The 19,717-nt window shown below is 62.8% G+C and carries 17 protein-coding genes, 2 tRNA genes, 1 pseudogene and 1 riboswitch; of the genes and pseudogenes, 3 read left to right on the top strand and 17 right to left on the bottom strand.

Annotated features, from left to right (window positions below):
* Positions 1–111 precede the first annotated feature (111 nt).
* From QMG79_RS04850 to QMG79_RS04835, 4 genes and pseudogenes are all read right to left on the bottom strand, one after another.
* A complete protein-coding gene (locus QMG79_RS04850; protein WP_502934712.1) occupies positions 112–1,302 on the bottom strand; it encodes an ROK family protein in 1,191 nt (396 codons plus the stop codon).
* Between the two features lie 193 nt (positions 1,303–1,495).
* Positions 1,496–2,632 carry a class I SAM-dependent methyltransferase gene (locus tag QMG79_RS04845; protein ID WP_283537461.1) on the bottom strand — a complete coding sequence of 379 codons (1,137 nt, stop codon included), beginning with the start codon at positions 2,630–2,632 and terminating at the stop codon, positions 1,496–1,498.
* Positions 2,629–3,773, bottom strand: a pseudogene (locus QMG79_RS04840) (NAD(P)-binding domain-containing protein). Before QMG79_RS04840 ends, QMG79_RS04845 begins: the two are co-directional and overlap by 4 nt.
* Complete coding sequence (locus QMG79_RS04835) at positions 3,774–4,121, bottom strand: zinc ribbon domain-containing protein YjdM (RefSeq protein ID WP_283537460.1); 348 nt, start codon at positions 4,119–4,121, stop codon at positions 3,774–3,776.
* Positions 4,122–4,263: 142 nt separating this feature from the next.
* Between QMG79_RS04835 and QMG79_RS04830 the strand changes: the two genes are divergently transcribed.
* The 3 genes from QMG79_RS04830 (at position 4,264) to QMG79_RS04820 (ending at position 5,555) form a co-directional block, all read left to right on the top strand.
* Positions 4,264–4,680: a DoxX family protein gene (locus QMG79_RS04830; RefSeq protein ID WP_283538002.1), complete on the top strand. Its 417-nt coding sequence runs from the start codon at positions 4,264–4,266 to the stop codon at positions 4,678–4,680.
* A 168-nt stretch (positions 4,681–4,848) separates the two neighbouring features.
* Positions 4,849–5,253, top strand: a complete 405-nt coding sequence (locus QMG79_RS04825) for a DUF6325 family protein (protein WP_283537459.1) — start codon at positions 4,849–4,851, stop codon at positions 5,251–5,253.
* 8 nt (positions 5,254–5,261) lie between these two features.
* Positions 5,262–5,555, top strand: coding sequence for an SHOCT domain-containing protein (locus QMG79_RS04820; RefSeq protein ID WP_283537458.1), 294 nt, complete (start codon positions 5,262–5,264; stop codon positions 5,553–5,555).
* 61 nt (positions 5,556–5,616) lie between these two features.
* On the opposite strand, the gene QMG79_RS04815 is transcribed toward QMG79_RS04820, so the two are convergent.
* The 13 genes from QMG79_RS04815 to QMG79_RS04755 form a co-directional block, all read right to left on the bottom strand.
* Positions 5,617–5,692: transfer RNA gene (locus tag QMG79_RS04815), tRNA-Ala, on the bottom strand.
* A 156-nt stretch (positions 5,693–5,848) separates the two neighbouring features.
* Positions 5,849–5,921 (bottom strand) — tRNA-Ala (locus QMG79_RS04810).
* A 159-nt stretch (positions 5,922–6,080) separates the two neighbouring features.
* The gene (gene rsfS, locus QMG79_RS04805; protein ID WP_283537457.1) at positions 6,081–6,518 is read right to left on the bottom strand and encodes a ribosome silencing factor; all 438 of its coding nucleotides are present in this window, start codon (positions 6,516–6,518) and stop codon (positions 6,081–6,083) included.
* Positions 6,519–6,579: 61 nt separating this feature from the next.
* Complete coding sequence (locus QMG79_RS04800) at positions 6,580–7,818, bottom strand: hypothetical protein (protein WP_283537456.1); 1,239 nt, start codon at positions 7,816–7,818, stop codon at positions 6,580–6,582.
* A gap of 10 nt (positions 7,819–7,828) precedes the next feature.
* Positions 7,829–8,461, bottom strand: a complete 633-nt coding sequence (gene nadD, locus QMG79_RS04795) for a nicotinate-nucleotide adenylyltransferase (RefSeq protein WP_283537455.1) — start codon at positions 8,459–8,461, stop codon at positions 7,829–7,831.
* An 11-nt stretch (positions 8,462–8,472) separates the two neighbouring features.
* The gene (locus tag QMG79_RS04790; RefSeq protein WP_283537454.1) at positions 8,473–8,703 is read right to left on the bottom strand and encodes a hypothetical protein; all 231 of its coding nucleotides are present in this window, start codon (positions 8,701–8,703) and stop codon (positions 8,473–8,475) included.
* A gap of 79 nt (positions 8,704–8,782) precedes the next feature.
* Positions 8,783–10,132: a glutamate-5-semialdehyde dehydrogenase gene (locus tag QMG79_RS04785; RefSeq protein ID WP_283537453.1), complete on the bottom strand. Its 1,350-nt coding sequence runs from the start codon at positions 10,130–10,132 to the stop codon at positions 8,783–8,785.
* 26 nt (positions 10,133–10,158) lie between these two features.
* Positions 10,159–11,310, bottom strand: coding sequence for a glutamate 5-kinase (gene proB / locus QMG79_RS04780; protein ID WP_283537452.1), 1,152 nt, complete (start codon positions 11,308–11,310; stop codon positions 10,159–10,161).
* Positions 11,311–11,320: 10 nt separating this feature from the next.
* On the bottom strand, positions 11,321–12,910 hold the full coding sequence (gene obgE / locus QMG79_RS04775; RefSeq protein WP_283537451.1) for a GTPase ObgE: 1,590 nt from the start codon (positions 12,908–12,910) through the stop codon (positions 11,321–11,323).
* Between the two features lie 115 nt (positions 12,911–13,025).
* Positions 13,026–13,289: a 50S ribosomal protein L27 gene (rpmA, locus tag QMG79_RS04770; protein ID WP_120949928.1), complete on the bottom strand. Its 264-nt coding sequence runs from the start codon at positions 13,287–13,289 to the stop codon at positions 13,026–13,028.
* Positions 13,290–13,348: 59 nt separating this feature from the next.
* On the bottom strand, positions 13,349–13,657 hold the full coding sequence (gene rplU / locus QMG79_RS04765; protein ID WP_283538001.1) for a 50S ribosomal protein L21: 309 nt from the start codon (positions 13,655–13,657) through the stop codon (positions 13,349–13,351).
* A gap of 325 nt (positions 13,658–13,982) precedes the next feature.
* Complete coding sequence (thiD, locus tag QMG79_RS04760; protein WP_283538000.1) at positions 13,983–15,461, bottom strand: bifunctional hydroxymethylpyrimidine kinase/phosphomethylpyrimidine kinase; 1,479 nt, start codon at positions 15,459–15,461, stop codon at positions 13,983–13,985.
* A 110-nt stretch (positions 15,462–15,571) separates the two neighbouring features.
* A riboswitch (TPP riboswitch) is annotated at positions 15,572–15,669 on the bottom strand.
* 89 nt (positions 15,670–15,758) lie between these two features.
* The gene (locus tag QMG79_RS04755) at positions 15,759–19,361 is read right to left on the bottom strand and encodes an Rne/Rng family ribonuclease (protein WP_283537450.1); all 3,603 of its coding nucleotides are present in this window, start codon (positions 19,359–19,361) and stop codon (positions 15,759–15,761) included.
* Between the last annotated feature and the right edge of the window lie 356 nt (positions 19,362–19,717).

Genomic DNA, 19,717 nt, shown 5'->3' with positions numbered 1-19,717 from the left:
TTCTGCCCCGACAAAGGCTAGCCTGGCAAAGACCCGATCCCCCATCCAATCGCGACAGGGCTAGCCGTGCAATGGGGAGTAGTCCCCATTGCAGGGCTCTGGCAGGTGACCTCAGGCGTCGAGCAGGAGGCGCTGGGCGCGTGGGGCCAGCATGTGTTCAAGGACCAGGCAAGCAGCACCGATGGCTCCCACATCTTCGCCGACTCCCGTGCCGACCACTTCGATGGAATGAATCAGCCGTGCTGCACTGTCCTGGTTGATCAGGTCCGGGACTACCGCCAGGTATCGCTCGGAAAGCCTGGACCAGAAGGGGCCGCCAAAAACGACCCGCTCAACGTCAAGTCCGTTGGCCACGACAGAAGCCGCCCGGGCTACCAGTACCGCAGCGCGGTCCAGGATGGCTGCCGCTGCAGCATCGCCGTCGTCGGCCTTGTCGCAGAGTGCGCCAAAGCGTTCGGCGAGATTGCCAGCCGGGCCTGCGTCCAGGATCCCGCCGCGCACTGCTTCAGCAACAAGGACCTGCGGGATGCAGGAGGATTTGACGCACCCGCGGCGTCCACAGTCGCAGGCGGGGCCGTCTGGATCCACCATGATGTGCCCAATCTCGCCGGCATTCCCTGATGTTCCACGGACCACTTCGTCGTTCAGTACCAGGCCGCAGCCTATTCCCGTTCCCATGTACATGAAGATGAAGCTGCCGGCTCCGCTGGGGCCACCAGCCCAGGTCTCGGCCACAGCGGCACTTGTGACGTCCTTGTCGACCAGGACAGTGAAGCCGGTGGCGGCAGAGAGTGCTTCGCGGAGCTCTACCCGGTCCCAGCCGGCGAGCAGGGGCGGATCTACGACACTGCCCCGTGCCAGATCGATGGGTCCCGGGGCAGCGACCCCAAGTCCTGCGATCCTGCTCCGGTCCACCCCGGCTCCTGCGATCAGGCTCTCGATCTGCTCAGCAATAGTGGACATGACGGAGGCGGGATCGTTGACGCCCGGCGTCCTGATCCTGGCCTGCGCAACCACTGCGCCCACCAGGTCGAGGAGCACAAACGTTGTCAGCGCCGGATCCAGGTGCACCCCTACTGCGTACATTCCCTGGGGGTTCAGCCTCAGGATGGTCCGAGGCTTACCTGGACCGTGCCCTTCCTTGCCCGCTTCAACTATCAGTTTCTGGTCCAGCAGGCGACGGGAGATATTTGACACCGTTTGTGGGGACAGGCCGACGATACCTGAGAGTTCCACCCTGCTGAGACCTCCGCTGGAACGCCGGATGGCATCAACGATCACCGTGAGGTTGAAGTCCCCCATCCTAGGAAGGTTGGTTCCGCGCCGCGGCGCGGCCTGGCGGGTCTCGGACAAGTTCTCCCCTAGGGCTGGTTCATCAATGGAAACAAGCGGCGAAAAACCACTTTGGTCTGACTCGTACGTTACCCGGTGGGGCGGGAGTTGGGGCTCAGCGCCACCCTCGGGTGTGGCGTCCAATCGGTGCCGCGGATCAATCTCAGGAATCGTCTCGACGCACGCTGAGCGCCACCGTGAACTTGGGGTTGCGACCCTTGACTTTAGTAGCCCCCACCACCTTGTTCAGGGCCGGCAGGTAGGTGAGGTGGCTGTTATATACGGTCCACAACTGCCCGCCGGGTCGCAGGATCCTGGCCGCCGCATCAAACATCTTCAGTCCGGCCCCAGCATGCACGGAAGACTCCAGATGAAAAGGCGGGTTGAGTAGCACCAGGTCCACGCTGGCAGGCTCAAGCGACTCCAGCGCATCGTCCTGCAGGCAGTGGATCTGGTCCGCAAGTCTGTTGGCAGCGGCGGTTGCGGCCGCCGAGGCCACAGCCGCTGCTGACCTGTCGCTTGCCGTCACCAGGGACCGTGGACTGCTTCTGGCGTACATGGCAGCCAGGATTCCGGTACCGCAGCCCAGGTCGACAGCATGCCCCACCCGTGGCATCTCCTCCATGAACGTCAGCAGGAACCGGGTGCCGATATCGAGTTTGGTGCCGGCAAAAACCGCACCGTGCGCCGCAATCTCCAGGTCAAGGTCTCGCTGGTGCTCCACACGCGGATACGGTGGCACATCGGTGGGACGCTGTAGTCCCCGGGCCACGAGGAGCCGTGATTTCTGCCTCGCCCGTTGCGGCTGAACGGTATCGAAGGACTGTCCCAGAATACCGTTCATGGCCAGCGTCATGTGCTTGATCCGGCCGCCGGCAACGAGAATGGCGCCCTCTGCGGCGTAGCGCGCCACAGCATCAACGATCTCCTCCAGTTCCGCAAGCGTTTTCGGCAGCTGGAGCAGTACGACGTCGGCTCCAGCCAGCAACTGCGCACCCAGCGGAAGCTGCGTGATGCCCGTGGAGACACCAGCTGCGGCGGCGTTGTTCCGCAGGGCCCTCTCACCGGTGATGAGGTCCTGATGAACCCGGACATCCGCAGCACCGAGCAGCCGCGCCCCTACTGCCAAGGCGCCGTAGCGGTCCCCCACCACCACCAGCCGGGTTCCGGGGGCACCTTCGTGCTGCCACCAGTCCAGCAGCAGCCGGTCCGTGGCGTCCCAGGCCTGCAGGTTGGGCGCTTCTACATCCGGGTGGCGTCGAAGCCCGCCAAAAAAGCTGTCATGAGTGGTGCTGGTCACGCGCTGCTCCCAAGGGTGGGTTGAAGAAGTGTCAGGATCTCGCGGACGGCGGTACGGCCCGCACGGTTGGCACCGATCGTGGACGACGACGCCCCGTAACCCACCAGGTGGATCCGCGGATCTGCTGATACCTGGGTTCCCGCCATGGCGATTCCGCCGCCGGGCCCGCGCAGGTGCAGTGGCGCCAAGTGCTCAAGTTCCGCCCGGAAACCAGTGGCCCACAGGATAACGTCCACACCAAGAAAGCCGCCGTCTGCGAGCCGGACGCCCGTGGGCAGCATCTCGGTGAACATGGGAAGGCGCTCCAGGGCGCCTCGGGACTCCGCAGCAGCCAGGACAGGTGTTTTGATGAGGCCCGTGGCAGAAACAACGCTCTGCGGCGGCAGCCCCCGCCGGACCCGGTCCTCAACTTTGGCTACGGCCTCGTGGGCAGCGCTGGCGTCGAACGCAGTCTCGCGCCAGTCTGGTGGCCGCCTGGTGAACCAGCTGGTTCGAGTCAGTAGGGAAATTTCCGCGAGGAGGCCGACGGCCGAGATCCCGCCGCCTACTACTGCTACGTGCTGTCCCCGAAATTCCTCTGCCGAAACGTAGTCTGCGACATGCAACTGCCGGCCCGTAAAGTCCTCCCGCCCAGGATAAAGAGGCCAGAAGGGACGTGTCCAGGTTCCCGTGGCGTTAATGATGGCCCTGACCTGCCATGGTCCGGCCGACGTTTCCACAGACAGGAGACCTTGCGGATGATTCTCGGTGAAGCGTACTGAGCGAACCTTGACGGGTCGCTGGACTGAGAGGCGCTGGGCTTTCTCGTAGTCAGCGAAATACGCGCTGAGGAACTCCGAACTGGGCGCGTCCGGATCGCTGGCGGGGACAGCGGCACCAGGAAGTTCGCTGATGCCGTTGACAGTGGCCATGGTGAGCGACTTCCAGCGGTGCCGCCAGGCGCCGCCAGGACCTGTTCCGGCGTCGAACATCACGTAGGTGCCACTTGGGATCCGGGGACGCTGTCGCGGCATGCCACAGCACTGTCCCGTCCGGCGGCCGTCTCCGCGCGGGCAGGGCTGAATCCACGTCGCTGCAGATGATATGCCGCGGCAAGCCCGGCTTGGCCGGCTCCAATCACCGCGACGTCGGCGCGGCTCAGTCAGGCCTTCCTGACCACTGAGGATTTCAGCTGCATGGGCCCCACGCCATCAACTTTCGCCTCAATATCGTGGTCACCCACACCATCCGCCAGGCGGATGCCCCGGACTTTTGTGCCAACCTTGATCACTGCGGAACTGCCTTTGATTTTGAGGTCCTTGATGATCGTGACGGTGTCACCATCAGAAAGCACGTTTCCGACCGAATCCTTGATCACGCGCTCCGCGCTTTCGACCTCGGCTTCAGCGGGTTCCCATTCATGGGCGCACTCAGGACAAACCAGAAGCTCGCCCAACTCATAGGTGTATTCGCTGCTGCACGCCGGGCAGGGAGGAAGGCTCTGATTCACGCCTCCATCGTACCGGTGGCATCGCGTGGCTCTTGCTAAGCTGCCAGATCAGGCACGTCCCATCCGAGAACCGCACAGGAGCCCCTGCCCCATGGTTTTATCAGCAACACCCGAGCATGACCTTCCCCACCAGCCAGCCTGGATGCGAGTCCTGCGCACTGCCGGGCGGCTTGCCCTGGGCTTTTTCCTGGCATTTGCGGGCCTGGGTCACCTGACCTTCGCCCGCGAAGCATTCTATGCGCAGGTACCGCAATGGATTCCACTGGACCAGGACTTTGTGGTGGTGGCGTCAGGGATCGTAGAGATCGTCCTGGGCCTGTCTCTGCTGTTGGTCCGTAAGCACCGGGTTTTGCTGGGCTGGGTTGTGGCAGCCTTCTTCGTGGCCGTTTTTCCGGGCAACATTTCCCAGCTCGTCACAGCAACCGATTCATTCGGCCTGAATTCGGATTCGAGCCGCGCCCTCCGGCTCGTCTTCCAGCCAGTATTGGTTGCCTGGGCCCTGTGGGGCACAGGAGCCTGGCGGCATTGGCGGCAGGCACGACGGCGGCGCGCGGCCTGAGTAAGCCCGCCGTTTTGTGGGAGATGTCATAGGCCGTTCTTTCTTCGACTCAAGCGGCTCCGGGACTCCCGCAGGTGCCCGCCCTGGGATACGGTGTCTAAAAAAGGAGAAGTGATGACCGAAACACCCGTTTCTTTTGACCGCCTGGGTCCCGTTGATTACTAGATTGTGGAGTTTCCAGGAGGCGTTGTCTCCGGCAAGGGATTCCAGCTCCTTCTTGCCTTGGCCGATGCCCACTTCATCCAGGTCCTGGACCTGGAGTTCGTTGCCAAAGCAGCCGACGGCTCCGTGCGGGTCATTCCGGCACATGATGTCACCGTCGGAGATGGCAGTCCCGTGGACATGACCGAGTTCGACGGTGCCTCCTCAGGAATTGTGTCCTCGTTGGACATCACTGAGGTTGCGTCGTCCATCAGCGCCGACAGTGTCGCTGCCATTTTGGTCTACGAGGAATTGACACTGCTTCCTGTCATCGCCGCGTGGGAAAACTCCGGAGCTTCCTTGGTGGCAGGTGGCCCCATACTCCCCGAGGACCTCCTTGAAGCCATCAATCTCGCCGATAACGCCAGCTAAGGACACTCATGGGACTTTTTAAGACAGCAGCACGGGTGGCAGTGGCCAGTTCAGTTCATGGCCGGGTTCAGAACCGCCAACGCAGCAAATGGGCTGCGCAGGAAACGCCCGCGCCCCCCGCACCCCCTGTAGCTCAGGCGCCTGCCGCCCCGGCCGCAGCAGCACCCGCTCAGCCCGCGGCTGCTCCTACCGACTTCTCGGCAACCCTTGAGATGCTCACCAAACTCGGCGAGCTTAAGGCGGCCGGAGTGCTCACCGACGCGGAGTTTGAGCTTCAGAAGCACCGCATCCTCTCGGCCTGAATCCCCATCGACCGTTTAACACATGAAGGCCCCGACCTGAGGTCGGGGCCTTCATTCTTTATGGTGGAGCTGAGGGGACTCGAACCCCTGACCCCCTGCATGCCATGCAGGTGCGCTACCAGCTGCGCCACAGCCCCATAATCCGTTCAACCCGCCAGCATGTCGCCGTGATGAGGAACGTAATAAGCGTAATAGAGAATCTACTGTCCACCTAATCACCGGGAGGCCTGCCCAAGTTGCCGGATTAACTGAAAAAATCCGCCTGCATCCTCTGATGCAAGCGGACTATCCAGTGGAGCTGAGGGGACTCGAACCCCTGACCCCCTGCATGCCATGCAGGTGCGCTACCAGCTGCGCCACAGCCCCGGATACTCCCGGGATTCCTGCCGTAGGCTGGAATAACGGGCCGGTACTTCGGATTTCTTCGAAGCAACTCGAATATCTTAGAACAGGTTTTTCGCAATCTCCAAATCGGACCGTGGAGGCCTTTGGGGAAGAACGCGCGGCCTCCGATCAGGCGTTGATTCAGGCCTGTTCTGCGGGCTGCGCGTCATTCTCAGCGTCGGTACCGGCAGAAGGAACGGCTTTTTTGGCTGAGGGGTCATCGCCAAGTTCAAGATCCACCACCGGGCAATCCTTCCAGAGGCGCTCTAGGGCGTAAAACACGCGGTCCTCCTCGTGCTGGACATGGATGATGATGTCCGAGTAGTCAAGGAGTACCCAACGCCCTCCGGAGCGGCCTTCACGGCGAACGGGCCGTCGGTCGTGGCTGGCTAGCGCCGCTTCGATGCCGTCCACAATGGCATTGACCTGGCGTTCGCTCTCTGCGGAGGCGATCAGGAAGATATCGGCCAAAGCCATGCGTTCGCTGACGTCCAGGCCCACAATATCGTGGGCAAGCTTGTCCGCCGCGGCGGCTGCCGCTTGGCGGGCGGTTGTTACGGATGAATCTGAGGCGGTCACGGGACTCCTAGTGGGTGATGAAAAATGAGTGAATCAGGGTGTTGGCGGTTATGACTTTTGGTCACGCGCCAGTCATGAAAATGATGCCGAGGAGGATGGCAAGTCCGCCAACGCCCAGTACGGTGAACTGCAGGACACGCATGCGCCGCGCCCTGCCCAGGCCAGCTGTCACAACGTCAAGGGGATCAAGGCCGTAGGCCGATCTCGCCGCAACGGGTGGAAGGTCTGCGGAATCGCTGGCACTGCCTTGGGGCCCCGCAGCACTATCAACACCCTGGGGATCCGGTTCGACTGCTGAAGTGGATGTGGCGCCAAGCCTGGACTCGGGCGTGACACCCGCGGCACGGGCCGCGGCCTCTGCCCTGGCGATGACCCTGGAGCGGCCAGTCACGGGCTTGATGCGCGGACCCGGCGTGGTAACAACTGGCACATGGGACGTAGCGGGGCGCTTCATCACCGGCCTGTCGATCCCGGGAACCTGTTCGAACTCAAGGGGGGTCACCATGGCCAGGTTGCTGACGGCCGAGGGATCCTGTGTGGGGCGTGGCGGGAGGGGCTTGCCGGAAAGTTTCTGCTTGGCCTGCGCACGCCGGTTGAGGACGGCTGCTCGTTCAGCCAACGCTACCTGCTGAGCAAGAATCTCAGGATCCACGGCAGTGGGATCGGCGTCCTGCTTACCTGCAAGTGCCTCAACCTGCTTCTGCGCATCGTCGGCTATCTGTGCGCGGGCGGCCAGTGCCTGCTCGACGCTCAACTCACCGGGTGGTGTCGGTCCTGGAGTAGACGGCCGTGGAGTTGGTGTCGGCTGGGCGCTGACCTTGCCTTCGTTGTTGCCCTTACCTTCTGGGGCCACTGCCGCGCCTGCTGCGCCACCCTGTTCCTGGAGTTGGCGCAAACGCAACTGGCGTCGCGTCGGCGGGTTGGCGTCGTCGGCAACGGTGTCCCGCGCCGTGCGTTCCTTGGTGGCCCGCAGTTCGGCCCGGTTCCGGGCGCGAACCTGGGAAGAGCGCTCCACAATCACTGGCGAGTCCACCGGGGCATCCGCTGCACGGCGGGCACGGGGTGCAGCGGCCCGGACGGGGGTGTCGGCGCCCTCTGCCTCGGTGCTGGCCTGCGGCCCGGTCGGAACGGGCGCCGGAGGTGCGGACGTGGGATAAACGGGGGCCGACCCATCGCGTACCCCACGTTCGGTGAGTACCGGCTCAGGGGGTACACCGTCAAAATTGGGCTCGCCAGAAGCGGCGGCTCGTGCCTGCCGCAGTTCACGGCGGCTGAGGAGCGGTGACGGATCCTGACTCATTAATCTCTCACTAGATGCTGGCTGGTTCTAATTTCGCGGATGGTGAGGCGTAGAGCCCGTATTTGGCGATGTACTGGACCACCCCGTCGGGCACGAGGTACCAGACGGGATTCCCGGCGACCACCCTGGCCCGGCAGTCCGTTGACGAAATGGACATTGCCGGGACCTCAAGCAGGCTGACGTCCGTGCGCCCCATCCGGTCAAGGACGTGCCCGGGCCGGGTTACACCGACAAAATGTGCCAGGGACCAGAGTTCATCGATGTCTTTCCAGGAGAGGATCTGCGCTAGTGCGTCCGCTCCCGTAATAAAGAACAGGTCGGCATCCGGACGCTGTGTCCTCAAGTCCCGCAGGGTATCAATGGTATACGTAGGCCCAGGACGGTCCACATCCACCCGACTGACGGTAAACCGCGGGTTGGACGCGGTAGCAACCACTGTCATCAGATAGCGGTGCTCCGCCTCACTGACATGTTTGTGGGACTTTTGCCACGGTTCGCCGGTAGGAACAAAGACAACTTCATCCAGGTCGAACTTGGCAGCAACTTCACTGGCGGCTACGAGGTGGCCGTGATGGATCGGGTCAAACGTTCCACCCATCACGCCGAGGCGTAACCGCCCCTCTCGCCGGGCGGGGGGAAACACTGCTGTCGTGTTCAGTGTCCGGTGTCGTGCTTGTTGGGGTGCTGCCGGTGGGGATCAGCGTGCTCCTGGGTAGCGGTGTGGCGGTTTCCAAGGTTGCTGTAGGAGAACGTAATGAGCAGCAGGACCATCAGGATACCGAACATGACAACACCGAAGACCCACGGCTCTGTCCAGAGCGGTGCGAGTTCTTCGTGTTCCTCCCCCGCTGCAGAAATGGTTGTGGCGATCTGCGCAAGCAGCATGTTCTCCCCTAAAGCTCAAAGGATTGTGACGGCGGGTTATTCCACCGAAGTCGGACGTCTACTCCATGTTACAGCGTTGCTAGGGCCGAATCTGGCCTTCACCCTGGACGATCCATTTGGTAGTGGTGAGTTCCGTCAACCCCATGGGGCCCCGGGCGTGGAGCTTCTGGGTGGAGATCCCCACCTCAGCACCGAGACCCAACTCTCCACCGTCAGTGAAACGTGTGGAGGCGTTGACAATAACGGCGGCAGAATCGATCTCTGCAATGAACTTTTCGGCATTTGCGAGGTCGTTGGTGATGATTGCCTCGGTATGGCCCGTGGTCCAGGTGCGGATGTGCTGCACTGCCTCATCAAGGGAGTCCACCATGGCGACTGCCAGGTCAAGGTCCATGTATTCGGTTTCCCAGTCGGTGTCCGTCGCTGGAACGCTCACGACCTCGGATGGGAGGGCAGCGCGGATTCGATCATCCACGTGCAGGGTCACCCCAGCCGCCCGCAGCGCCGCTGCCATGGCGGGCAGGGCGGTGGAGCCGGAGTGCACCAGAAGCGTTTCGACGGTGTTGCATACGCTGGGGCGATGGGTTTTGGCGTTCAGGAGGATGTCCACCGCCATCTGCGCGTCTGCTGACTCATCAACAAAAATATGGACATTTCCCTCACCGGTCTCGATGACAGGAACCTTGGAGGTGGTGACTACTGTCTGGATCAGCTCGCGGCCACCTCGTGGAATCAGGACATCCACTTTGCCGCGGGCCTGCATGAGGACGTTCGCGCCAGCTCGCCCGTACTGGTCCACGCTCTGCACGGCATCTGCTGGCAGGCCCACTGATTCAAGTGCAGCGCGCAGGATCTCCACCAGCTTTTCGTTGGTGTGGGCAGCTGCGCTGCCGCCGCGGAGAATGACTGCGTTCCCGCTTTTGAGGGCAAGGCCTGCAATATCAACAGTCACATTGGGGCGGGCCTCATAGATTGCAGCAATAACGCCCATGGGGACATTGACCTGGCGCAGCCGCAGCCCGTTGGGAAGCGTCTGGCCGCGGACCACAGTCCCAACCGGGTCGGGCAGTCCCGCCAGGTTCTCCAACGCCGCGGCCAGGCCCTCGATGCGTGCTGTACTAAGTGTGAGCCGGTCCAGCAGCGCTGCGGAGGTACCGTTCGCCTGGCCTGCGCTGACATCCTGCGCGTTGGCTGCAAGGATCGCGTCTGCCTGGTCCACGAGCGCCGTGGAGATCGCGCGCAGCCCACTGTCCTTCAGCGCACGGTTGGCACGGGACATGGGGCGGGCTGCTGCGCGGGAGCGGTCGGCAATCGCGTAGACGGCCGCCTCCACCTCAGCGGGCGAAAAAGACGCAGGAGCAGCGGTGGCTGGCGCCGTGGTTGAGTTGATGGAGTTCGCTGCGGAAGGGGAAATCAGTGACTCAGTCATCACTTCAGTCTAGGGGAACAGCCCTCTCAGACCAGAACCAGGTCATCGATGTGAATGACTTCCCGTGCGAACGATCTGCCCAGCGACTCCCCCAGTTCCACCGTGGAACGACCCAGCATCTGCGGAAGTTCGTCGGAGGAGTAGTTCACGAGGCCACGGGCAATGACAGTGCCGTCCGGGGCAAGCATCTCCACTGCGTCACCCGATTCGAAGGTACCCTCAACGGCTGTGATCCCAGCGGGAAGCAGGGAGTTGCGGTTGTCGCGGACCGCCGTTACGGCACCTGGATCAAGAATCAGCTTGCCCTCCACGTGGGCGAGATGCGCCAGCCACATCATGCGGACGGACTTGCGCCCGCTGTTGACAGTGAACCAGGTGCCCACGTTCTCTCCCGCCAGTGCAGCGGCAGCGTTCGCCGTGGATGTGACCAGCGCTGGGATGCCGGAATCGGCAGCCATTGTGGCAGCCTCAACTTTTGTCTGCATGCCACCGGTACCCACGCCCGCCTTGCCTGGCGAGCCAATTGTGACACCTTCAAGGTCCTCGGGACCGTCCACCTGCGGAATGCGCTTGGCGCCCTTGGCGGGCGGACCGTCATAGATGGAGTCGACGTCGGAGAGCAACAACAGTGCGTCGGCCCTGACGAGGTGCGCCACGAGCGCGGACAACCTGTCGTTGTCGCCAAACCGGATCTTGTGCGTCGCAACAGTATCGTTTTCGTTGACCACGGGGATCACACCAAGATTCAGGAGCCGGTTGAGGGCACGGAAGGCATTCATGTGGTGGCTGCGACGCATGAGGTCATCGGCTGTCAGCAACACTTGGCTCACAGTAATCCCGTGCTCGCCGAAGGCATGTGTGTACCGCGCCATAAGCAGGCCCTGCCCTACGCTGGCTGCTGCCTGCTGGGTAGCGAGGTCGCGGGGTCGCTTGTCCAACCCCAGAGGCGAGAGACCTGCTGAGATAGCCCCGGAGGACACGAGGATAATCTCCGTACCCGTAGCGCTTTTTGCCGCCAGCGTATTGGCAAGCTCAATCAGCGCTTCCTCGGATATTCCACCTTTGATGCTGGTGAGGGACGACGATCCTACCTTGACGACGATCCGGCGCGCTCTGGCCAACCTCGTCCGGTCGTTGATGTTGGGTTCCTCAATGACAACTGTGGAATTATCGCTCATATGCGCAGGTTCACTCCTCATTCTCGGTATCCAGCGCGCTTTCCTTCAAAGGTTTTGCGACGCGCCGGCTTGTGACTGATTCGGTCCAGATTCCAGCTTTTCGCTCTGCTTCGAGCTCGGCGCGGGCAGCAGCCCGGGCGTCCTTGCGCTCCTGCTGCTCGTCGCGCTTCTGCCCGCGAGTGGGGCGGTCACCGATATCGGCAAAGCGCACATCCGTACCGCGGGGCGCAGCAAGCAGCTCTGCGCCGGCCATCATGGTCGGTTCCCAGTCGAAGACGACACCGTCATCCTCGCCGATGACCACCATGACGCCGGGGGTGGCACCCTGTTTGAACAGTTCATTCTCCACACCAAGCTTGGCGAGGCGGTCTGCAAGGTAGCCAATAGCTTCCTCGTTGGTGAAGTCTGTCTGCTTGACCCAGCGCACGGGCTTCTCGCCAAGGATCCGGAACAGCGGTTCCAGGTTCTTTTCCTCACGCCGGATGGTAAAGCCCTTTTCGTTGACTGCACGCGGGCGCAGGACAGGAGGCTGGACCTTGGGCGGTGCGGCAGCGAGTGTGTCCCGTGCCGCCTGGACAATCTCACCCATGGCAAACCCCAGTTGGCGTAGCCCCTCATGGCTCGTGGCCGAGACTTCAAAGACACGGTAGCCGCGGGCTTCGAGGTCCGGGCGGACAAAGCTCGCCATGTCTTTGCCGTCAGGCAGATCAACCTTGTTCAGGGCGATCAGGCGCGGTCGGTGATTCAGCGGCACAACCTCGCCGTCAGCACCCGCGTAGCTCATGTCCACCGAGTATTTCTCCAACTCGGCCTCAATGATGGCCAGGTCCGCTAGGGGGTCCCTGTCTGCTTCGAGGGTTCCGCAGTCCAGAACGTGGACCAGTGCAGCACAACGCTCCACGTGGCGGAGGAAATTATGGCCCAGTCCCTTGCCCTCGCTGGCCCCCTCGATCAGTCCGGGAACGTCCGCAATAGTGAACCGGACATCGCCTGCCTGAACAACTCCCAGGTTGGGGATCAGGGTGGTGAAAGGGTAGTCCGCAATCTTGGGCCGGGCCGCAGACATTGCTGCCACAAGGCTGGACTTGCCAGCTGAAGGGAATCCCACCAGGGCAATGTCAGCGATTGACTTCAGCTCGAGGACGACGTCGCTGGACGTCCCTTCGATGCCAAGGAGAGCAAATCCTGGGGCACGGCGCTTCTGAGAAGAAAGGGACGCGTTACCAAGTCCACCAATTCCCCCAGCTGCCGCAATGTACTCGGTGCCCTCGCCCACCAGGTCAGCCAGGACTGTACCGTCCTTGAGTTTGACAACTGTTCCTTCCGGCACGGGAAGGATCAACGTCTCGCCATTCTTGCCGCCACGCCAGTCGCCCATTCCGGGTCCGCCGTTGGTGGCGTGACGGTGCGGGGCGTGGTGGTAGTCCAGGAGCGTGGTGGTCTGGGAATCTACTCGGAGGATGACATCCCCGCCGTTGCCGCCGTTACCGCCGTCAGGACCGCCCAGGGGCTTGAACTTCTCGCGGTGAACGGAAACACAACCGTGGCCGCCGGTACCGCCGGATACGTGCAGTACTACCCGGTCTATAAAGCTGGCCACGTGGATCTCCTCAGTGCTGTTGCCCATTGCGCGTATGCGCCAGGCTTATGGTGTTGCGGTTAAAAGAATAGTGGAGCGGGCCAGTTGGCCCGCTCCACCGGTTCAAATCTTGGTGTTACTCTGCAGCTGCAGCAGTAACGATGTTCACAACGCGGCGACCGCGGCGGGTACCGAATTCAACGGCTCCCGGGGTCAGTGCGAACAGGGTGTCGTCGCCACCGCGACCGACGCCTGCACCCGGGTGGAAATGGGTGCCACGCTGGCGAACGATGATTTCGCCTGCCGAGACAACCTGGCCACCGAAGCGCTTCACGCCGAGGTACTGGGCGTTGGAGTCACGACCGTTGCGAGTGGAACTCGCGCCTTTTTTATGTGCCATTGAAAATGCCTGCCTTTAAGTTCTGGGGAATCTGTTGAAAGCCTGAACAGTAACCGAGGTTACTTGATGCCAGTGATCTTGACCTTGGTCAATTCCTGACGGTGACCCTGACGCTTCTTGTAACCGGTCTTGTTCTTGAACTTCTGGATGACGATCTTCGGACCACGGAGGTCTTCGAGGATCTCAGCCGTAACAGTTACCTTGGCCAGGTCAGCAGCGGCGGTGGTGATCTTCTCACCATCAACCAGGAGGAGTGCAGGCAGCTCAATTGTGCTGCCGGCTCCACCGGTGACGCGGTTCATGGTAACGAAGTCTCCAACGGAAACCTTCTCTTGGCGGCCGCCTGCGCGGACAATCGCGTACACCACTTGGGAACTCACTTCTCTCGACGTTTATTACTAAATTTGCGTGCGGAACCCGAATCCGGAAATGGTCGGTTCTCGCTGTGCCTCAACGCCGTGGACTCCCCGAGGGGTTCCGTGAGCCGCTCCGTTCACCCGCCTGACGGCTGGTTTCAAGAGTCATGACCCAAGTGTTGGCGTAAGCACCGAAGATCTAGAATACGCTAATTTTGCCTTCGGCCGCAAATGAGGCTGGTTCCACGGGCGTGTCTGTGATAGCAGCCACAAGGGCTTCCACCGCATCTGCCGGAACCGTGCCCCACCATACTAGCGGTAATGGGCCAGGACTTCTTCAGGCAAACACGCGCGGCGCGTCGAAAAATTCAACTTCGAACTGGCACGAGTACCGGAATGCACTGCGCATGGCTGCACGTTCCAGATCTGACCCTGCAGCTCCAGCGGCTGTCGCGTACGTAATTGCGGTTCGGGTGTCAGCGGCAAAGGCCTCGTCCGCATACGTGCGAAGCCAGCCTGCATAGGGGTGGGTGGAGGGCGATCCTGCGTCGGTAAATTCGCGATGCAGTGCTGCACCGACTTCTGCATAGAGCCAAAAGCACGGCAGCACAGCGGCCACCAGAACTGCGTAGGTTCCCTGGCTTGATGCCGCCAGTAAATGGTCCACATAGGATTTGGTGACAGGCCCCGGAACATCCGCACCTGATCTGGCGCCTAGCCAGCAGCGGTGCAGTTCCGACTCCACCTGGAGGCAGTTCTGGGAAGCCCGGGCCCAGAACAGCTGCTCGGCCTCGGATGGCGCCAGCGCGCTGGCCTTGGCCAGGACCCGTGCGTAGCTGCTGAGGTAGATGGCATCCTGAGCCAGGTAATAGCCAAACTGTTGTTCGGACAGGGTTCCTGCGGACAGTGACTTGATGAAGTCGAGTTCGCGGATGGCGGTAATCCACGGGAGCACATCGCTGCTGAGGGCGGCCGCAACGATGGTTGCAGCGTCAGCAGCAGCAGGCTGTTGATGGTGGAAGTGGTTGATGGGTCCATTTCCGGAACCCACAGCCAGGGAATCCGCACTGTCCAGTGCACCAGCCAACCAGGTCTTTACCCTGCGCAGGGCATCCTCCCAGCTGCCGCCCTGTGCACGGACTGTGGCCATCGCTGAAGAAAGGGAGCAGCCGGTGCCATGACTGTTGCGGGTGTCCACGCGACGGCCCTGGATCTCCAGGACCTCACCGTCCGGGGTTACCAGCGCGTCGGGGCACTCCAGCCCGGTCAGGTGGCCGCCCTTAACAAGCACAGTTGTACCTGAGACAGCGGCCAGTCTGACCGCCTGGTCAAGGGCAACAGGCCAGCGCGGGGTTTCCGCTTCCCCGAGCAGCAACGCGAGCTCAGCCAGGTTAGGCGTGACCAGGTCCGCCAAGGGGAGGAGTGCACGAAGATCCTCGGCAGCGCACTCCTGCAGGAGCCGGTCGCCGCTGGTAGCCACCATGACTGGATCGAGAACCACCAGTCCGGGCCGGGTCTCTTCGAGCCAGGCGCGAACTGCGGACAAGGCTGACCGGTCCCCCAGCATGCCGATCTTAACAGCATCAATAACGATGTCAGTGCTGATGGCAACCAGCTGCGCGGTCAGGAATTCAGCGGGCGGGATGTGGATGGAGCTCACTCCCATGGTGTTCTGCGCCGTCAGCGCTGTAATGGCGGCCATCCCGTAGCCACCAAGGGCTGCAATGCTCTTCAGGTCGGCCTGGATTCCAGCACCGCCGGATGGATCCGAGCCAGCAATGGCCAGGATCCGCGGCACGGCCCGCGAGGGAAGCACACCAGATGGGACGGCAGTTGATTCCGCTGCTGTCGAGGCGGAACCTCCTGCGGTGGCAGAAACCGTAGCGTTCAGATCCTTGCGGGTACTCGACTGTGGCACGACTGACGGTAAGTTCACGTGGACATCCCTTCGCCGGTGCTAACCGGACAGGTTCAACGGGTGTTGATCTCAGCCGGCTCTCTGCGCGGCACCCCGTGTCTGGAACCAGCCTAGACCTTCCAGCACCAAAGACTGATGCCCTCCCGCACGGAAAAATCCATGCGACAGGGCATCAGTCGTGGTGGCGCTGGGTGGCTAGAGTTCCGAGGCGGGAACTCCAACACCGAGAATCACCGGAGCGGAGGCTGCTGGTTTTGTCGCTGCCGCAGTCGGAACCTTGGCCTGGTGCGTGTGCTCACCGGCCTGAACCTGTCCAGCAGTGTTTTTCTCAACGCGTGTCTCGTTCGCGGCGCCCTGTGCACGGCTGGCGCTGCGGTGCCTGCGCGGCCTCCGGCCCGAGGGTGCAACCTCGGCGGATTCTGCTACAGTGACCGTCTCGGAAATGGCATCCTCCGGGGTCTCAGCTTCGTGGACAACTACTTCGGGCGTTGCCTCTGAATCCGATCCACCCAAGTGGGAGAAAGCCTCGGCCAGGCTGTCCAGGGTCAGCGCCGGTGTAGCTTCTTCCAGTCCACCATGCTCCACGAAGGGCAGGACAACCTGCTCTCCGCCAAACGTCAGTACCGCTCCTGCACGGCCAGCGTCAGCCTCAGGGCTGGAAACCGGTGCCGAGGCCCGGCGCGAGCCGCGCCGTGAACGGCTTTCCCGGCTTCGGTTCTCCGCTGGTGCTTCATCGGTGGGTGTCGGTGGTGCCGGAACCTCGGCCGCATGTGACGCTGCCGCAGGCTCTGCTTGCGCAGGGGCGGGCGCCGAGACTTCAACAGCCACCTCCGGGAGTCCAGCGATGACGGCAGCTGCAGCGTGCTGGACCTCGTCGTCGTGCAGGTGTGCCGCCTGGGCGGCGGCGGCAATCGTGGCCAGCGCAGCACGCGTCGCCTCAGCCTTGGCGTGACGCTCGGCATCGTTGGTTACAGGAACGTTGGACTCCGCCTGGCCTGATCCGCTACCAGCATCCTGCGGGGTATTGCCACGTCCACGACGCCGCTTGCGGTCATTGCGCGGCGACTGCTGGGCGTCGCTCCGCGGCGTCTCGGTCCGCGGTACTTCCGAACGGTGGACGTCCGCGCGATTCGCTTCAGACCGATTCGTTTCAGACCGTTGTTCGGAGCGGTGCGCGTCGGCCCGCTGGACATGGTGGTCGGCAGCAACTGTGTTGGCACGGCGGTGTTCCACCGGCTCGTCATGAGTGACAACACCGCGGCCTGCACAGGCATCGCACTGCTCGCCAAAGACTTCCAGCAGCCCGGTGCCCATCCGTTTGCGGGTCATCTGAACCAGGCCAAGGGAGGTGACCTCGGCAACCTGGTGCTTGGTCCGGTCCCGGCCCAGGCACTCCACCATGCGGCGCAGCACCAGGTCACGGTTCGATTCCAGGACCATGTCAATGAAGTCGATGACAATAATGCCGCCGATGTCGCGCAGGCGCAGCTGGCGGACAACTTCTTCTGCCGCTTCAAGGTTGTTCTTGGTGACGGTTTCCTCGAGGTTGCCGCCGCTACCGGTGAACTTGCCCGTGTTGACGTCCACCACCGTCATGGCTTCTGTCCGGTCAATCACCAGCGAGCCGCCGGAAGGAAGGTAGACCTTGCGGTCCAAAGCCTTGTGAATCTGCTCATCAATGCGCCATGACGCGAAGATGTCAGTGTCTTTGGTCCACTTCTCAAGCCGGCCCACTAGGTCAGGAGCGACGTAGGTAACGTAGGCCTCGATGGTGTCCCAAGCCTCTTCTCCAGAGACGATCAGTTTGGAGAAGTCCTCGTTGAAGACGTCACGGACCACCTTGATGGTGAGGTCAGGTTCGCCGTACAGCAGTTCCGGGGAGAGGATCTTCGTGGAAGTGGACTGGCTTTCAATCCCTTCCCACTGGGCGCGCAAGCGGTTGATGTCGTGGGTGAGTTCCTCCTCGGAGGCACCCTCGGCCGCCGTGCGAACAATAACGCCGGCGTTTTCCGGCAGCCGGTCCTTGAGGATCCGCTTGAGCCGGTTACGTTCGACGTCGGGAAGCTTGCGTGAGATGCCGGTCATGGAACCACCAGGCACGTACACGAGGTACCGGCCCGGCAGGGAGATCTGGCTGGTCAGGCGCGCACCCTTGTGGCCCACTGGATCCTTGGTGACCTGGACGAGGACTGTGTCCCCGGACTTGAGCGCATTTTCAATCCGACGCTGCTTGCCCTCGAGCTTCACCGACTCCCAGTTGACTTCACCGGCGTAGAGCACGGCATTACGGCCACGTCCAATGTCCACAAATGCAGCTTCCATGGAGGGAAGCACGTTCTGGACCTTGCCAAGGTAGACATTGCCAATCAAGGAGTCCTGCTGGGTCTTGGAGACAAAGTGCTCGGCCAGCACGCCGTCCTCCAGGACTCCAATCTGAATTCTGTCGTCGCGCTGCCGGACAATCATCTGGCGATCCACAGACTCGCGGCGGGCCAGGAACTCGGCTTCGGTAATGACTGTGCGGCGGCGGCCGGTGTCGCGGGACTCACGGCGGCGCTGCTTCTTGGCTTCCAGTCGCGTGGAGCCCTTGAGGGATGTCACGCGGTTGTTGACCACGGGCTCTGCCGCTGCGCGGGGGGCCCTGACGCGAGTAACTGTGTTGGGCGGATCGTCGTCGTCCCCACCGGTCAGTTCGAGATCCTGCTCGCCGCGGCGACGACGACGCCGACGCCGTGACGTCACGCCATCCTCTGCGGCCTCGCTGGAATCTTCGTCCTGATCCTCAGCATCCGCGGCGGCTGTGGCCTCGGTGACGTCGCCAGTTGCCGGCTCGCGGTCCTGGCGGGTCCGGCTCCTGCGGCCTCGGCTGCGACGACGACGACGATTGGCGTCGTCCCCCTCGTCATCATCGTCCTCATCCTCGGGCGAGGAATCGGTGGCGGGCGCGGTGGCAGCGGTAGCCGGGCGAACGACAGTACTCAGGTCCGGTGCCTGGAAGAGCAGCGACGGACTGCTGCTGGGCTCCATGAAGAGAGAGGCGATAGCGCTGGAATCTTCGACGGCTGGGGCTTCAGTTTCCGTGGCAGGCCTGGCTACATCCCCGGCCTGGGCCGCAGTAGGTGAGGCGGTAGGCGCGGACACGGCGTGTGCCCCGGCCGGCTCGTCCTCGCCTGCCATCACTGTCGCTGGCGCTGCAGTTTTTGGGGAACCCTTGCGGGCCGCCCCGCGAGGGGCGCGGGTCCGCGTCTTGGTGGGCTTGTCCGCAGCGATTTCAGAAGCAGCGGACTCGGCGGGAAGGGAAGCATCCGGCGTGACCTTAACGTCGGCACCGGCAACTGAGAGGTCCACTGATGCTTCTTCCGCGGGCTCAGTCACTGCGGGAGCCGCCGCCTTGCGGGTTGCAACCCTCCGACGCCGGACGGGCTTCTCGGGTGCATCGACGGCCGGAGCCTGGTCAGTGATTTCCCCGGCAACGCCGGGAGCCGGGCTGGCAGCATCAGTATCGGTAGCAAAAACGGGGAGCGTTGCTTCCGCCGGGTCCGCGGCCTCACTTTTGGCGCGTGCGCGAGACCGACGGACCGGCTTCTTCGTCGCGTTGGCGGCTGCGTCCTCCACCGGAAGGGCCGGCTGGTCTGCCGCATCGGCATCGGACGCCACAGCGGCTGCGGCTCCGTCGACATCTGCCGTGGGAACCTTCGGCGCTGCCTTCCGGCGGGTACGGGGCGCCTTCTTGGGCGGTTCCGTGGCGGCATCCGTAGATTCGCCGTCGTTAACTGCTACTACCTGGTCATTGTCCATGTGCGGCAACACTCCTGCCCCTGATGTACCGCCACATCCGGCACCGTGAGGGCAAATATTTGCCATCACCCGCAGGCGATGACAGAAGTCATATGAATACCCCCAGGTTCGCACCGGCTGTGGGGTGCGGCAGCCCGTGGGGGCCAGCGGCTATGTCAGGAACCCGTTGTTCCACCGGCATCAGCCGGTCACAACCAGGTGCCTTCCAATGGCTTTGCGGGATGCCTGGAAGAAATCCACGGCCTGCCTCGCACATCATTGGCGGTCTTTGCGACTAGTCACCGGACCGGAGGCCGCATGTGGGGCGGCTTCCAGCCAGGATCATTCTCTCACACCGTTGCACCACGGCCGGGGAG

The organism is Pseudarthrobacter sp. PS3-L1 (assembly GCF_030063285.1).
GTDB lineage: Bacteria > Actinomycetota > Actinomycetes > Actinomycetales > Micrococcaceae > Arthrobacter.
The sequence above is the reverse complement of the archived record's forward strand: the minus strand, read 5'-3'. Positions and strand labels throughout refer to the sequence as shown.

Excerpts from the sequence above, each read along its gene's own strand:
- QMG79_RS04850 (WP_502934712.1), bottom strand. The coding sequence starts at position 1,302 with ATGGGGGACTTCAACCTCACGGTGATCGTTGATGCCATCCGGCGTTCC.
- QMG79_RS04830 (WP_283538002.1), top strand. The coding sequence starts at position 4,264 with ATGCGAGTCCTGCGCACTGCCGGGCGGCTTGCCCTGGGCTTTTTCCTG.
- QMG79_RS04820 (WP_283537458.1), top strand. The coding sequence starts at position 5,262 with ATGGGACTTTTTAAGACAGCAGCACGGGTGGCAGTGGCCAGTTCAGTT.
- QMG79_RS04800 (WP_283537456.1), bottom strand. The coding sequence starts at position 7,818 with ATGAGTCAGGATCCGTCACCGCTCCTCAGCCGCCGTGAACTGCGGCAG.
- QMG79_RS04790 (WP_283537454.1), bottom strand. The coding sequence starts at position 8,703 with ATGCTGCTTGCGCAGATCGCCACAACCATTTCTGCAGCGGGGGAGGAA.
- QMG79_RS04785 (WP_283537453.1), bottom strand. The coding sequence starts at position 10,132 with ATGACTGAGTCACTGATTTCCCCTTCCGCAGCGAACTCCATCAACTCA.
- proB (WP_283537452.1), bottom strand. The coding sequence starts at position 11,310 with ATGAGCGATAATTCCACAGTTGTCATTGAGGAACCCAACATCAACGAC.
- rpmA (WP_120949928.1), bottom strand. The coding sequence starts at position 13,289 with ATGGCACATAAAAAAGGCGCGAGTTCCACTCGCAACGGTCGTGACTCC.
- QMG79_RS04755 (WP_283537450.1), bottom strand. The coding sequence starts at position 19,361 with ATGGACAATGACCAGGTAGTAGCAGTTAACGACGGCGAATCTACGGAT.